Origin of the sequence: Acetobacter nitrogenifigens DSM 23921 = NBRC 105050 (assembly GCF_000429165.1) — a bacterium.
Taxonomy (GTDB): Bacteria; Pseudomonadota; Alphaproteobacteria; order Acetobacterales; family Acetobacteraceae; genus Acetobacter; species Acetobacter nitrogenifigens.
The window spans coordinates 176,300-190,934 of record NZ_AUBI01000006.1; the positions used below are offsets into that span (position 1 = coordinate 176,300).

At 62.1% G+C, this 14,635-nt stretch carries 11 protein-coding genes; 3 read left to right on the forward strand and 8 right to left on the reverse strand.

Going from position 1 to position 14,635, the window contains the following annotated elements; translation table 11 throughout:
* Positions 1-5: 5 nt before the first annotated feature.
* Complete coding sequence (locus tag G442_RS0110585) at positions 6-332, reverse strand: type 1 periplasmic-binding domain-containing protein (protein ID WP_026397974.1); 327 nt, start codon at positions 330-332, stop codon at positions 6-8.
* Between the two features lie 237 nt (positions 333-569).
* Here G442_RS0110585 and G442_RS0110590 point away from each other — a divergent pair, with 237 nt between their 5' ends.
* Positions 570-1,397 (forward strand): aldo/keto reductase, encoded by an 828-nt coding sequence (locus G442_RS0110590; protein WP_026397975.1) that lies wholly within the window; start codon positions 570-572, stop codon positions 1,395-1,397.
* A 197-nt stretch (positions 1,398-1,594) separates the two neighbouring features.
* On the opposite strand, the gene alr is transcribed toward G442_RS0110590, so the two are convergent.
* The 5 genes from alr to G442_RS0110615 all read right to left on the reverse strand — a co-directional run bounded on the left by alr (position 1,595) and on the right by G442_RS0110615 (position 9,832).
* Positions 1,595-2,719: an alanine racemase gene (gene alr, locus G442_RS0110595; protein WP_026397976.1), complete on the reverse strand. Its 1,125-nt coding sequence runs from the start codon at positions 2,717-2,719 to the stop codon at positions 1,595-1,597.
* A gap of 149 nt (positions 2,720-2,868) precedes the next feature.
* Positions 2,869-3,888 (reverse strand): NAD(P)/FAD-dependent oxidoreductase, encoded by a 1,020-nt coding sequence (locus G442_RS0110600; RefSeq protein WP_026397977.1) that lies wholly within the window; start codon positions 3,886-3,888, stop codon positions 2,869-2,871.
* Positions 3,889-4,015: 127 nt separating this feature from the next.
* Positions 4,016-5,551: an efflux transporter outer membrane subunit gene (locus G442_RS21880; protein WP_084440519.1), complete on the reverse strand. Its 1,536-nt coding sequence runs from the start codon at positions 5,549-5,551 to the stop codon at positions 4,016-4,018.
* Positions 5,548-8,667 carry an efflux RND transporter permease subunit gene (locus tag G442_RS0110610; protein ID WP_026397978.1) on the reverse strand — a complete coding sequence of 1,040 codons (3,120 nt, stop codon included), beginning with the start codon at positions 8,665-8,667 and terminating at the stop codon, positions 5,548-5,550. Before G442_RS0110610 ends, G442_RS21880 begins: the two co-directional genes overlap by 4 nt.
* Positions 8,660-9,832: an efflux RND transporter periplasmic adaptor subunit gene (locus G442_RS0110615; protein WP_051292199.1), complete on the reverse strand. Its 1,173-nt coding sequence runs from the start codon at positions 9,830-9,832 to the stop codon at positions 8,660-8,662. Before G442_RS0110615 ends, G442_RS0110610 begins: the two co-directional genes overlap by 8 nt.
* A 618-nt stretch (positions 9,833-10,450) precedes the next feature.
* Between G442_RS0110615 and G442_RS0110625 the strand changes: the two genes are divergently transcribed.
* Positions 10,451-11,692, forward strand: a complete 1,242-nt coding sequence (locus G442_RS0110625; protein WP_051292216.1) for a multidrug effflux MFS transporter — start codon at positions 10,451-10,453, stop codon at positions 11,690-11,692.
* Positions 11,693-11,727: 35 nt separating this feature from the next.
* Here the strand turns inward: G442_RS0110625 and G442_RS0110630 are convergent, their stop codons facing one another.
* Positions 11,728-12,909, reverse strand: a complete 1,182-nt coding sequence (locus G442_RS0110630; protein WP_026397981.1) for an adenylosuccinate synthetase — start codon at positions 12,907-12,909, stop codon at positions 11,728-11,730.
* Between the two features lie 14 nt (positions 12,910-12,923).
* Complete coding sequence (locus G442_RS0110635; RefSeq protein ID WP_026397982.1) at positions 12,924-13,811, reverse strand: hypothetical protein; 888 nt, start codon at positions 13,809-13,811, stop codon at positions 12,924-12,926.
* 110 nt (positions 13,812-13,921) lie between these two features.
* Here G442_RS0110635 and G442_RS0110640 point away from each other — a divergent pair, with 110 nt between their 5' ends.
* Positions 13,922-14,590 (forward strand): NUDIX hydrolase, encoded by a 669-nt coding sequence (locus G442_RS0110640; RefSeq protein ID WP_026397983.1) that lies wholly within the window; start codon positions 13,922-13,924, stop codon positions 14,588-14,590.
* Positions 14,591-14,635 lie beyond the last annotated feature (45 nt).

A 14,635-nucleotide genomic window follows, 5' to 3' on the forward strand; every position in this document is an offset into this window, starting at 1 on the left:
CCTAATCACCAACCGATGTAACCGACAAATCCGGTTACCAGAATCTGCGCGGCTGAGACGATTTGAGGCGCATATGTCACATACCACGGTTTGGCCAACGGCTTCGAATCATCGACAAGATGTAATGCGCCATCACTAGTCAAAATTCTGACGCCTGTTCCCGATGAAGCGTCTTTCATGCCCGCCACAATCGCCTGAATGTCGGATGGTGACAGCTTGATCGCGTCTGGTGCTGACGGCGGGTGTGGGGCGCTGTTGGCGATGCTCTGCCGGACCAGTTCGGCGATTGAATTGAGGTCGGCTTGGGAAAGATGCGCAACGATGTCGGACATATGAATCCAAAGGGTGTGTTTCCGATATGTTCACCCTAACACGAAAATCTGACTGCCCGTTACAACTTTGGCGTCAACCTGCGTGTATACAGGAACTCTCATCAAAGAATCCCCGCTGCGTCACCATTGAGAACCCCCGTGCGCTTGCCCCTGCGACTCTTGGGGCTCTACAAATGCACCAAAGCCCTGAGGCCACTGATTGTCGTTCACGACGCTTGAAAAATGAGGTTGAATTTCATGGTTCTTTCTCCAACTCTTCGCCTCTCGAACGGCGTCGAGATGCCCCAGTTCGGTCTGGGAACCTGGCCGATGGACGACGCGCAGGCCGCCGGCGCCGTCAGCCATGCGATTGACGCTGGTTATCGTCTTTTCGACACGGCTGAGAATTACCGCAACGAAGCCGGCGTTGGAGAGGGCGTTCGGCGCAGTTCCGCATCACGTGCCGAAATCTTCATCACCACCAAATTCAACAAGGAGTGGCACAGCCGCGACGGCGTACGGACGGCGTGCGAAGCAAGCCTGCGCCGTCTTGGGTTGGATTACGTTGATCTGCTGCTGATCCACTGGCCCAACCCTGCGCAGGACCGCTATGTCGAGGCGTTCGAGGGTATGGCCCAGCTGCTTGAGGCCGGGCTGACCCGTTCGATCGGCGTCTCGAACTTCAAGCCGGCTCATCTGGCGAAACTCTTCGACGCAGGCTTTGTGCCGCACGTCAACCAGATCCAGCTCGATCCGTATCTGCGCAGGGACGAGCTCGTCGCCATCCATCGCGAAAAAGGCATCGTCACGGAAACGTGGAGTCCGCTGGGCCGTAATGGCGAAATCATGCATGATCCGGTCATCGGAGAAATCGCCGCCCGAATGGGCAGGACGGTCGGGCAGGTGATCCTGCGCTGGCACCTGCAGAGCGGCTTCGCCACGACGCCGAAATCTGTCGATCCTGCGCGACAGAAAGAAAATCTTGGTTGTGTTTCCTTCGATCTTTCCAATGACGACATGGCGCGAATCGACAGCCTTGGGCGTACGGACATGCTGCCTGTCGATGCAGATAAATCGGGACATTAAAGCGACAGGGGGCCGCACAAGCGAACTGACGGTTGTGACGCACGTCGCGACGTCAGTTTCGAATTTTCGGTGATCTGCGTCCCGGCCCCGGCGGTGTTTCCGGTTCAGAGCGGCCGTGTCGGCATGATGCTTCTGCGTGACGCGTCACTATAGAAGTGCAATGAAAATTGCATTTTTAAAAAGGAGAAAATGCAAAATCAGGACGCAGTATGCCCTTGCGTGTAGCTCCTGTGATACCGTCCACCAAGATCCGTAAGCAGTTCATAACCGATCGTGCCTGCCGCGGCCGCGGCTTCGTCCAGCGAGATATGCGGGCCGATCAGATCGAACGGCGTACCCGCCGACACGGGCGAACCGCCCAGATCGGTAATGTCTACGGCGAGGGAATCCATAGACACCCGGCCAATGATCGGCAAATGCGTCTCAGGATGCGACGGCAGGACGGCGCGCCCGCGATTGGAGGCCGCGCGGTGGAAGCCGTCGCCGTAACCGATGCCAAGCAGCGCTACCCGCGTCGGGCGCGCCGCGGTGAACAGCCCGCCATAACCGACAGTCTGCCCCGTCGGGATGTCGCGCGTCTGAATCACCCGCGCCTGCAACCGCACGACGGGCCGCATGGGGTTGGGCCGCCCCGGCGTCGGGTTGACGCCATAAAGCGCCGCTCCCGGACGGACGATGTCAAAATGCCAGTCAAGACCAAGAAAAATCCCTGAAGACGCCGCAAGGCTGCGGGGCAGCTCAGGAAGCAGCGCCGTCAGACGCAGGAAGGCGGCCAACTGCGCGGCGTTCGCCGGATGCTGCGGCTCGTCAGCGCACGCCAGATGGCTCATGACGAAAAGCGGTTTGACTCCCGCCAGCATGCCTGGATCATTCGCAATATTCGTGACGATTTCGGCGGTCAGACCAAAGCGCGCCATGCCGGAATCAATCTGGATCACAGCGGGCAACATGCGCCCCAGACTGGCGGCGAGCGCGCGCCATTCGGCAAGTTGCTCGACGCTGTTCAGCACCGGCGTCAGCCCGGCTTCCAGAAGATCGCGCGATGTGCCCGGCGGAGGCCCATGCAGCACGAAAATCGAAATATCCCGGCTGATCGCGGGGCGCAGCGCCACACCCTCCGACAGATGCGCCACGAAGAAGCGGCGGCAACCGGCCTTCTCGAGCGTCGGCCCGACAGTCAGCGCGCCGAGGCCGTAAGCATCGGCTTTGATCGCCGCGCCGCACTCTCCGCCCACGACGCTTTGCAGTGTCCGATAGTTCGCGGCGATTGCCGCCAGATCGATCGTTAGGGCGCCGCCCGCCCATTGCGCAGCGATGTCCATTTCAGAACGTCCTCGATACATGCGGGGTTTTGCTCCGGAGAATGGAGAGCATGAAGGCCTCTGCGCTTGTTCCGGGCGCCCGCTCGGGTAGCGCCCGCGTGTTCCGATGAATCAGTATAAGGCGGCGATCCGCCCGCGCCACCCTCTCGTTACGAATTCGGAACGCCTTTGCTTGTCGAATATTCGAAATGCAGCGCCTGATCGGGGTGGACGATCGGATGGATCGCATGCGCCGCCATCGCGCCCTCGCTGAAACCCTGCAGGATGAGCTTCAGCTTGCCCGGATACGTCGCGACGTCGCCGATGGCGAACACGCCGGCCAGACTTGTCTCGCATGTCGAGGGCGTAACCGGAATCGTTGAGCGGATCTGGTCCATGCCCCATTGCGCGACAGGGCCAAGGTCGGTCGCCAGCCCAAAGAACGCCAGCAGATGATCAGCTTCAAGGCGGCGGCTTTCACCGTCCAGCGTCACCAGCTCCACTTCTCGCAACGCGCCGCTTTCGCCATGCAGGGCCTTGAGCTGGAACGGAGTGACTTTCTCGATCTCGCCGCGCTCCACGGCCTCGTCGAGCTGCCGCAGGCTCTCGGGCGCGGCGCGGAACTTGTCGCGGCGATGCACCAGATAAATCTTGCGCGCCAGTTCTTTCAACGAGAGCGCCCAGTCGAGAGCGGAGTCGCCCCCGCCTGCGATCACCAGCGTTTTCCCCTCGAAGTCCGCGCGGCGGCGGACATAATACTGCACCGAGCCTGTGTCTTCATAGGCTTCAAGCCCGTCCAGCGGCGGACGGTTCGGACCGAACGCCCCGGCTCCGGCCGCGATGATCACGGCCTTGGCGTGGATGACCTCGCCCTTGTCCGTGCCAAGGATGAACGCCCCGCGGTGACCTTTCAGGGTTTCTACACGGCGACCGAGCATCCGGGGGATGTTGAACGGCTCGATCTGGCGGGCGAGGGATTCGATCAGCGCAGCCCCTTCGATCGCTGGGTGGGCCGGAATGTCATAGATCGGCTTTTCGGGATAAAGCGCGGCGCACTGACCGCCGATATCGGCGAGGGCATCGACAAGCACGCAGTCGATCTTGAGCATCGCGCACTCGAACGCGGCGAACAGACCCGTAGGCCCGGCTCCGATGATGGCTACATCCGTCGTGATCGTCCCGTCTGTCATGTGTCGTCTCTCTCCTGCCGTGATCGGGGGCGGCGTCAGCGCAGGGTCAGCATGACCGTAAGCGTCTGATTGTCGTGTCTGGCGAAGTCGTTGTGCGTCAGAGCGGAGGCGAACGCAACGCGGTCGTTCAGCCGTTACCGGCTGATCCAGCCGCCGGTCGCGCGGAGGCGGCGGCTTTCGCGCCGCCGGGGACCGCTGCAGCGGGATCGTCAACGCGGTTCCACCAGCCGCCGCCGAGTGACTGGAACAGCCCCACCGTATCCGACAGCCGCGCCGCGCGGGCCTGAATCAGGGTCAGCATGGTTTGCAGGCGCGCCTCTTGCACGTTCAGCAGAGCGACCTGACTGACGTCGCCGAGGCGAAGCTGCGCCTGCATGATCTGGGCGCTTCTGTCCGACTCATGTTCGGCCGCAGCCGACTGAATCAGCGCGTCCGCGTCGGTGTGGACGGCGCTGAGGCTGTCGGCGACGTCCTGCACGGCGGAAACGATCGTCGCCCGATACTGGGCGGCGGCTTCCTCGTACCGTTTGCGCGCAGCCTGCTCCTGATGCTGAAGCTGGAACCCGTCGAAGATCGGCTGGGTCAGCATCGCGCCCAGCGTCCATTGACCGTATCCGGGCGTGGCCATCTGGGCGATCGTCGCCGCCGCGAAGCCGGGGTCGAAGCCAAGCTGAATGTTCGGCAGACGGTTGGCGATGGCGACGCCGACCTGCGCGCATGCAGCGTGGAAATAGGCTTCCGAGGTGCGGATATCCGGCCGCTGGGAGATGAGCTGCGCAGGCACGCTGACCGGCAGGACCCCGGGCAGCACGAACCGATCCAGCTCAAACTCCGGGGTCGGTGCGTCCGGCATGTCGTTGGACAGCGCCGCGATCTCGTCATGCAGCGTCGCCAGAGTCTGGCGCAGGGGCGGCAGCGTTGCGCGCGTCTGGGCCAGCAGGGTGCGCTGCATCGCAACGTCGGCGCCCGACATTGCGCCGAGGGCCTGCTCAGCCAGAGACGCCTTCAAAGTGCGTTCCTGATCCGCGACCAGCGCCTCGGTCGTCTCGATCTGGGCGCGCGTCATGGCGTAGGAAATGGCGGCGTCCACGGTGGAGCTGGTCAGGGTCAGCCACGCGGCTTCAAGCTGGTTGCGCTGCGCTTCACGTTCCGCCGCCGCTGACTCGATCTGACGGCGCACCCCGCCCCAGATATCCGGAGAGTAGGAGATGTTCAGCTGCGCCGTGTGGATTGTATACAGCCAGGAATTTGCGATCGGCACGTTGGAGTACGCCCGCGACGTCTTGAAGCGCGCCGGGTTGTAGAAACCGCTGACCGAAGGATACAGCGCGCTCTCGGTCGCTTTCTTGTCCTGTTGCGCGGCCTGAAGCGCGAGCTTCGCGGCTTCGAGCGTCGGGCTTCGCGCCAGCACGCGTTTCAGAAGCTGATCGAGCTCCGGATAGTGGAACAGCGTCCACCAGTCCGCTGGGATGTCCTTGCCCATGGCCAAAAGCTGTGGCGCGTCCTGATTTGACGGCAGACCCTTCTTCGCTTCGCTGCCCGACGTGCGCGCCAGACCTCCCGGTCCGTAAGTGGTCGTCGGCGCGTCAGGGCGGTGGAAGTCCGGCCCGACTGCGCAGCCCGCAAGCGCGCTCAGGGCGGCGGCTCCGAGAAGTTTCCTCATGCCGGAGACCCTCCGGTTTCGCCCGCATGCGATGCGGTCCGTTGTCGGTCCTCGCGACGTTTCGCCCAGGCTTCGATCCGCGCGTAGTACGTCGGCAGGATGAACAGCGTCAGGAAGGTGGCGATGCCCAGACCGCCCACCACCACGGTGGCGAGGCCGCGTTGCACATCGGTGCCGATGCCTGTCGCGATGGCGGCGGGCAACATGCCGACGCTTGCGACTGTCGCCGTCATGAGCACCGGACGGAAGCGCTCTCCGGCGCCCTCAAGGACTGCTGCGCGCAACTCCATGCCGTTGGCCCGGTGGCGGTTGATGTTCGAAACCATGATGATGCCGTTTTGAACCGCGACGCCGAACAAGGCGATGAAGCCGACGGCGGTCGCGACGTTCAGCGTTTCGCCACGCAGATGCAACGCCACCAGCCCGCCAAGCGTCGCCAACGGCACGACGCCGAGCACCAGCGCCGCCTGACGGAAAATGCGGAACTCCCCGAACAGCAGGACCAGCATGACCGCGAACATGATCGCCAGCGCGACCGTCAGGCGCGCCTGCGCGTGTTGCTGCTCCTGAAATGTGCCTGCCCATTCGAGCTTATATTGGGAGGTGTCGAAGCGAACGGCGCGGGTTATGCGCGCCTGAGCTTCCGTCAGGTATTGCGACAGCGCGCGATCGCCGTTGTTGACGCGAATGGTGATCTGACGGTGGTTGTTCTCATGCGAAATGTTGCTCTCGCCGGTTTCCAGCGTGATCTTCGCAAGCTCGTTGAGCGATATCTGGGAGCCGGAGGCCGTGGTGAACGGCATCCGTCCCAACGTCTGCAGATTGGCTGCGTCCGCCTGCGGAATGCGCACCGTCATGTTGTAGCTACGGTCACCGACGTAAAGCTGTGAGACGGCGGCGTCGCCGATCCCGTTCTGCACCACGTTCATCACGTCCGACCCGGCGACGCCGTAGCGCGCGACCGCCATGCGGTCGACGGAGATGTTCATCTCAGGAATTTCAGGTTCCTGAAAAATCGACGCGTCGCGGGTGCCCGGAACGGTCCACAGCACGCGGACGATTTCGTTGCCGATCCGGCGTAACTCTCGGAAATCCTGCCCGTAGACGCGCAGCACCAGCGGCGAATGCGCGCCGCCGACAAGGTCGTTCATTCCGTCTTCTATGGGCTGGCTGATGTCGAAGCTGATGCCCGGAATCTGGCGCAGGCGGGCGCGCAGTTTCTGCTCAAATTGCTTCTTTGTCTCGCCGCGTGGCCAGGTGCCGTAGGGTTTCAGCCCTACGGGCATTTCGATATGCGACGGCGTCCACGGGTCGGTTCCGGAGTCGTTGCGCCCGAGTTGCGTGATGGCGAAAGAAATTTCTGGAAATTCGTCGACTGCGCGGCGGATATCGCTGGCGATCGCGCTTGCCTTGTCGATCGAGATGCCAGAAGGCATCTGCACCTGTAGCCACAGCGCGCCTTCGTCCAGTTCAGGCAGGAACTCACGTCCGACCGTCGCCCCAAGCGCAATGACGGAAGCAAAGGCGACGACTCCAGCGAGATAGGCGATCTGCGGCCGGTCGACGATGCGGCCGAGCCAGCGCACATAGGTCCGGTGAAGCCACTCAAGCGGTTTGTTGTGAAACAGCCGGTGCGGCTTGCGCATCGCCAGCCACGCAAGCGCCGGCGTTAGCATGGTCGCGCTCAGCAACGCGCCGAACAGGGCGAAGCTGACTGTGAACGCCATCGGGCGAAAGAGTTTTCCTTCCGCCGCCTGAAACGCGAAGAGGGGGCTGTAGGCGACGATGATGATCAGCGTCGAGAACATGATCGACCGGCCGATATGGCCCGTGGTTTCGAGCACCTGGCTCATCTCCACCACGTCGTTCGGCCGCTCTTCGCGGATGCGCAGGATCGCCTCGGTCACCACGATGGCGCCGTCTACGACGACGCCGAAATCGATCGCGCCCAGAGAGAACAGGTTCGCAGGCATGCCGAGCAGGTTCATGACGACGAACACGAACGCCAGCGCCAGAGGAATGGTGATGGCTGCGACCAGCGCGCTTCGGGGGCTGCCCAGGAAAAGCACAAGCACGATCACCACGAGGCCGACGCCCTTGAACACCGTGTCCATCACCTTGTCGGTGGTGGCGCGGACAAGCACATCCCGGTCGATATAGGGCACGATCCTTACGCCCATCGGCGCAAGCTGCTTCTGCAGGCTGTCGACCTGGGCATGAACGCTCTGCAGAATCAGCGATGCGTTCTGCCCGCTGAGCATCGTGACGATGCCTTCGAGCGTGTCCGGGTTCGAGTCTTTGCCAAGAATGCCTTCGCGCACCTGATGGCCGAGCTGCATCTGGCCGAGATTGCGCAGGAACACCGGCACGCCGTTGCGCTGCGTCACCGAGATTTCGCCCATCTCGTCCAGCGTGCGCACCAGACCGCTGCCACGCACGACATAAGACTGGTCGCCGCGCGTCACGCGACCGCCGCCCGCGTTTCCGTTGTTGTTGCGGATTGCGGTCAGGACGTCATTGAGACCGATGCCGTAATAATGGAGTGAACCGGGATTCAGGACGAGCTGGTATTCCTTGATGAATCCGCCGAAATTCGTCACGGCGGCGATGCCCGGAATCTGGGTCAGCGCCGGAACGACGATCCATTTCTGGATGTCCGACAACTGCATCAGATTGGCGCGATCGGACTCCAGCGTATAGCGAAAAATCTCGCCCGACGGTCCGGTGACCGGACCCAGCCCCGGCGTCGCCCCGTAGGGCACGGTCACTTGAGCCAGTTGTTCGGTCACGCGTTGGCGCGCGAAATAGACGTCAGTGCCGTCCTTGAAGATCAGCGTGATCAGCGAAAGGCCGAACGTGCTGCTGGATCGGGAGTCGATCAGGCCCGGAGTGCTCGCGAGCTGACGTTCCAGCGGCGTAGTGATCTGCTGCTCGACTTCTTCAGCGGCGAGGCCAGAAACCTGCGTCGTGACCTGCACGGTCACGGCGCCCAGATCCGGATAAGCCTCGATCGCGATGCTTCGCCAGGCCAGAACGCCCCAGATTGCGAGAGCTATTGCCGCGGCGAAAACCAGGCGTCTGTTGCGAAGACAGCCTGCAATGACCCGATCAATCATCATTCAGCAGGATCGCGCCAACGGTGACGACGGAATCGCTGGGCGACAGACCGGAGGTGACGCGGCACTGGTCCCCTTCGTCATAGACGATCTCGACCGCGCGCCGTTCGAACACATGGGGGGCCACGCGGACGAAGACCGTCACCTTGTCATTGTTCATCAACAGCGCCGATTGCGGCACCGAGATCGTCGGTGGTTGCGGCTCCATGACCGTAATCGCTGCGTACATGTTCGGTCGCAACGCGCCGTCCACGTTTGGCAGGACGGAGCGTACCCGCAGCACCGCCATGTTCGGCTGGACGATCGGGTCGATGGCCGAGACCGTCGAGTGCAGGATGACGTTCGGAAAAGCGGACGGCGCGACGTTGACCTGCTGACCGACCGTGACGCCGCGGATATCGCGTTCGGGCACGTCGGCGATAGCCCACAATTCTTCCGAATTGGCCATGACGATCAGCGGCTGAGTGATGTCGACGACGTTCATGCCAGCGGTAGCGTTGACCGCGCTCACGTCGCCTTCGATCGGCGCCTTGAGGGTTATGATTCCGTCGGCGCCAGATGCGGATTGCAGCGCGCTCAATCTGGCCTGCGCGCGGTCCTCCTCGGCCTGCGCCTGCAGCAGGTTGCTGCGGGCGTTTTCGAGATCTTTCTGGGCGCCGCCGCCTGCGGCCAGAACGCCCTGGGCGCGGGTGAATGCGCGTTGCGCGAACTCCAGCCCCGCACGGGCCTTCGCCTCGTCGCTGGTTGCCTGCGCGGCGTCGCCGGAGATGACGCGAGCCAAAATCTGCCCGGCCTGCACATGATCGCCCGGATTCACCGTGACTTCCTGAATCAGGCCGGTGACGGGCGAAAAAACCGTGACGCTACGGGACGGTTCGGCGACGATCTGACCCGGCGTCCGGACCCCGCGATTCCAGATGCTCGCCGTCACAGGCGTCACGACAAGCGTTTTGTCGAGGGCGGAGTCAGCCTCGACCACCACCTGCCCTCGGGCGTTGCGGTGCGCCGGATTGTTCTCTGCGTTGGCCTGGCTCGCAAACCCGGAGCATGAAAGCATCGCAGCCGCCGCGACAGCGTAACGTCCGGATGTCTTGGGACGATGCATCCCGGTAACTGGAGCGGCGGCGCCCAATGGGCCGGGACGGCCGACGATTGGCAGGTTCATAATGGATAAGGCGCCCGTTCCCGAATTGCGGCTGGTCTGGAATGACATGCGTCGCAGACTGAATGAAGGTGCAATCATGCGACGACATCACGGGTAAAATGTGGCGGGCGACGCTGACGCCGCCACCGGGCGTCGTCGTTGTACTGATCGCCGGACGCCGTCTCTAGATGGCCTTTTTGAGGCTGCGCTCGGGCAGCCAAGCACCTAACTGAGTCCGGGGCGCTCCGCAATGGGCGGGCGATGCGCTTGGAGAGGTGAAGTGACGATCCGCGAGGCCCGGTGGAGGATCTTGAAACAGTTTGCGGCGATTTGTTCGCTTTTACGCGCTGAAAGGCGGCAGTTAGCGTGATTTATAAAAATATCTTATGAAATCAAAGATCTTTGTGAAGTTTTTATTTCCGCCGCAACGTGCTGTGTGTTCGTCCGAACCTAGCGGCTTGGAGGGTGGACATGTATTGAAATAATTTTGACGTGAATGGGAAATATTTATCGCCGCCAGACGGACCTCCGCTGGCGCGCCATGTCGCGAACTGTGATCGGTCCCGCGAATTGCGCCGGTGGACAATGCCGGAAAACGGGTGAATGACACATATTCCCTTTCGCCCCCTACGGTTCGTGATGTTCTCCGCCAAATCAGCCCAACACCTGCTCGCAGGGGCTCCGCCGCCACTTCCACTGATCGTGTTACTTGGCGCCATCACTGCGATCGGTCCGCTTTCAACCGACATGTACCTTCCGGCGTTTCCCACGCTGGACAAGGAACTGGAGGGCGGTGGGCCGGGTTCCGCGCAGTTCACGCTCGCGACATGGTTCGCGGGCCTTGCCGTAGGACAGTTCTCGTGCGGGCCGCTGTCGGATCGGTTCGGGCGGCGCGCTCCGCTGATCGCGGGATTGCTGGTCTTCACGCTGGCCTCCATCGGCTGCGCCACGACCTCCGATTTCCATGCGTTCTGCCTGTTTCGCTTTCTGGCGGCCCTTGGCGGAGCGGTCGGCGCCGTCGTGCCGCGAGCATTCGTGCGCGACATCGCGACCGGTCGGGACGGCGCGCGCATCATGACGCAGCTTACTTTAGTGTTTGGCGCGATGCCGATCCTCGCGCCGTCGCTGGGCGGCGCGGTCCTCACGTTCGGCTCGTGGCGCTGGATCTTCTGGATCGCGGTGCTCTACGGGGTCGCGGGCATTCTCGCCGTCTATCTGATGTTGCCCGATACATTGCCGCTGTCCCGTCGGGTTCCCTTGCATCCCGCTGCGATCCTTAATCGCTACATCAACCTTCTGGGCGAGCCGAATTTTGTGCTCAACGCGATTATCGCAAGTGCGGGCACTTTCGTTACATTCGCCTATCTGGGTGGAGCTCCCGTGGTGTTCGAACACCTGATCGGTTTCACGCCGATGCAGTTTGCGCTGTTCTTTGGCGTGAACGCAGCCACGTTCATTCTGTGCAATCAGATCAGCGGCAAACTAGTGCAGCGCGTTCCGGTCGAAACTCTGATGCAGAGAGGCGTCGCCGCCTGCGCTTCCGCTGCGGCCCTGTTCCTTCTGCTGACCGTGCTGCACGTCGCAACCCCCGGCCATCCGGCGCTCGTCGCCGTGCTGATCATGATGACGACCGGAACTCTGGGTTTCGTCGGCGCGAACGCTACCGTATTGGCGTTCCACCATCACGGGGCGCAGGCCGGAAGCGCCTCCGCGTTGCTGGGAACGATGCAGTTCAGCATCGGCGCGATCAGCGGCGTTCTGATGGGATACATGCCGACGAGTTCCATCATCCCGATGGCGTTCGTCATGGGCATTGGCGCGTTGATGATGGTCGTGGCCGACGTTCTTCGCAAACGACTGTGCGCTCCGGTGACAGCCTGAACCCTGCCGCATCGTTTGATCCGGTCAAACCAGCTTCAACGGTTCATCGGGCCTGCAAATGTCTGCAACTGCGTCAGGTGCGTAGCTGCACGGATATCGGCCAGAAACTCGTCTCGTGAGCCATCTACGATTTTGCCGTCCCTGATCCACGTGACACGCGCCCCGACGCACTGATCCAGACACGTGACGGCGATGGCGGGGCGCAAGGCGACGCCGCTGGCGCAAGCCATGTCCGCGTGTATGTCCGATGCCAGCGCGGCTGGGTCGAGCAGTCCGAAGCGTTGTGTTTCCTGCCAGGGATTGGGCTGATTTGTAGGGTCATCCACTGCAAAGAAGGGCGCGATGTTGCGTTCATCGCTCATCGGGCCCCGGCCGTGGCGGGTCAGGTAACAGCGCGTCACGTAGAATGCCTCGATCGTCTCCAGGCTGGCTTCGCGGGCGATCGCGGCAATATTGGCGACGCCGGTGTTCGAGCGGGTGAGGTAGGGAAAGTCAGGATAGTTTTGGTCCAGTCTCAGACCCTGCGCGGCTTCAAAGATCACGGTTTGGTCTGCGCCCAGTGTGGCGTCCTCCCTCAGGTCGACGGCGCTGGAAAAGAAAAGGCAATCATCCACAAATCGCTCGATGATACCGGACGACGCAGCGTGGCTCAGCGGGGAATCATTTCCGAATTCCAGACCCAACTGCTGCATCCGCGCGGGCAACCAGTCCCCCTGAATGGCGCGCAGTTTGTCACGCAGTTGCGGCGCCCGCAGATCGGCGACAGTCAAGGTATGTTCTGTGTCCTCAGTTCGTCCTACGGTTTCGCCAAATCCCATGCCGCACGACCCGTGCCGCCCTTCGCCACGAGATGACTCCAGAGCCTGATTGATCATCATGTCCCATGGCGTCGTGACCGCGCCGCGCGGGTCCGCGGTTACATGCACGCAACCGCTTTTCGCTGCGACCTGGTCCCGCTCTTCGCGAAAAAGCATGGGGTGGGAGACCATGAATTGCGACAGATGCGTTGACGCTCCCGCAAGCGCGCCCGAGCCGATATGGTGAAAGACGTGGCGTGTTCCGTCGGCGAGCGTAACCGTGTGCCCGGCCTGAGCGCCACCGTTGCTGCGCACCACGATCACGGCTCCCGGCGCCAGGGTCGCCAACCAATCGACCACGCGCCCTTTGCCCTCGTCGCCGTAGGCGGCTCCGATCACAGCTTGCGCGGCATGCGTCATTTCACGATGCTCCTTTAACGAGGAAAGCCGAAAAATCCGTCAGTTGATTGAGAGAGCTTGAGACGTGGCGGACCACCGTCTGTTGTGGCGCCGCCATGCGCGACGTCGCCCACCGCTTCGATCGTCGTTACGATGGTTTCCGCCAGTCGTGACGGGTCTCGTAAATGAATGACCCGTTCTGGAAGAATCGACTCCCATGAGCGACGCACACGATCGAGATTCCGCGCAGCGTAGGTGCCGTCCACGATGATATGAAATACTTCATATCGTTCTCGCGCCAGCGCGACGACCTCCCTTCCTCTGACGCCGCGTTGTGAAGAAAGCCCAAGGACCCGTTTGATCTGCTCCCGAGAGACGCCGTCCAGTACAGGTTCGTCGCCGACTGTGAACAAAAAGCCTTTCTGACCGCGCCGCTCGAAAGCATCATGGGACGTTTTCCATGCCGCAAACGCATGCGCCAGACAGTAGCTTTCTCCATCGTTGCCGCCGCCGCCTCCCTCCAGCCACAGACCGCGCAGTTGCTCGATGATGCGCAGATCGGCCTCGAATTGCGTCGCCTGCAAGGGAGCGCGATCACAAAACGCGTCTCCGATTGCAAGCGCCATGACGTGCGGGTCGCTGACCGGCCTGCGGTCCAGCAATTGCGTGAACGTCTCGTTCAGGCCCCGCACCACCAGTTCCTCCGCCAGAACCCCCATGGAGCCCGTGACGTCCACGCCGATGATGATCGGCGTGGAGAGAGGGTTGTCCACGCTGTCGCGGGATTCCCTGATATGGATACGGGCCGGATCGTAATGCGGATCCATGCTTCGCGAGGCGAACAGTTCGGAACGGCTCCGCCCGTGTACCGAGCCGGCCGCATAGCTCGCCCAGTCCTCGTCTCTCCAACGTCCGTGTCCCATGGCGTCCTCCAGGTGTCTCTCCGGCAAGCAGGATGGGCGCAGATTGGGACAGAATGCAAGATGCAAAATACATTTTGCGTTTAATTTGACGTGTGCGATGTGCTTCACTCATGACGACCACGTTTGAAAAGCCCATTCTTACGATCGATCTCGTGCCCTTGACGGTGCGTGACGGACGTTTGTGCGTGCTGCTGGCCGAACGTGGGCAGGAACCGTTCGCCGGTCGGCAAGCCCTGATCGGCGGTTATGTTCATGTCGATAAAGACTGCAATCTTGGCGAGACGGCGCGACGCGTGCTGCGCGACAAGGTCGGCCTGAGCAAACTCTACGTGGAGCAACTATCAACGTTTTCCGGAGCGGACCGGGATCCTCGCGGCTGGTCAGCCAGCGTCGCGTATTTTTCTTTGACGCCGTTTGAATGTCTTCAGCCTGCTCTGAACAGAACGGGCCTCGACCTTGTCGACATCGCTGCGGTCTCGGGTCTGCCGTTTGATCACGACCTTATCGTTCGGGCGGCTGTCGAGAGGTTGCGCGGCAAGGGCGCCTATTCAGATTTGCCTGCGCGATTTCTGGGAGAATCTTTCACGCTGCCGGAACTTCACCGCGTTTATCAGATCGTGCTCGGAGAAAGGATCAACATTGACGCCTTCCGGCGCAAAGTGCTTGAGCGTGACTTTCTGGAAGCCACGGGGGAGAAGCGAACCGACGAGGGCGCGACGCGGCCTTCCGCCCTTTTTCGCCTGAAGAGCGCGGCCTCGGTGTTCGACCGGCGGTTCTAGAACAGGCCCCGTTCAGACGGACTTGTCTGAACAGATGTGGGCTTT

Coding starts and splice junctions, on each gene's coding strand:
- G442_RS21880 (WP_084440519.1), bottom strand. CDS start 5,551: ATGAGGAAACTTCTCGGAGCCGCCGCCCTGAGCGCGCTTGCGGGCTGC.
- G442_RS0110615 (WP_051292199.1), bottom strand. CDS start 9,832: ATGAACCTGCCAATCGTCGGCCGTCCCGGCCCATTGGGCGCCGCCGCT.
- G442_RS0110640 (WP_026397983.1), top strand. CDS start 13,922: ATGACGACCACGTTTGAAAAGCCCATTCTTACGATCGATCTCGTGCCC.
- G442_RS0110590 (WP_026397975.1), top strand. CDS start 570: ATGGTTCTTTCTCCAACTCTTCGCCTCTCGAACGGCGTCGAGATGCCC.
- G442_RS0110625 (WP_051292216.1), top strand. CDS start 10,451: ATGTTCTCCGCCAAATCAGCCCAACACCTGCTCGCAGGGGCTCCGCCG.
- G442_RS0110585 (WP_026397974.1), bottom strand. CDS start 332: ATGTCCGACATCGTTGCGCATCTTTCCCAAGCCGACCTCAATTCAATC.
- G442_RS0110630 (WP_026397981.1), bottom strand. CDS start 12,909: ATGACGCATGCCGCGCAAGCTGTGATCGGAGCCGCCTACGGCGACGAG.
- G442_RS0110635 (WP_026397982.1), bottom strand. CDS start 13,811: ATGGGACACGGACGTTGGAGAGACGAGGACTGGGCGAGCTATGCGGCC.
- G442_RS0110610 (WP_026397978.1), bottom strand. CDS start 8,667: ATGATTGATCGGGTCATTGCAGGCTGTCTTCGCAACAGACGCCTGGTT.
- alr (WP_026397976.1), bottom strand. CDS start 2,719: ATGGACATCGCTGCGCAATGGGCGGGCGGCGCCCTAACGATCGATCTG.
- G442_RS0110600 (WP_026397977.1), bottom strand. CDS start 3,888: ATGACAGACGGGACGATCACGACGGATGTAGCCATCATCGGAGCCGGG.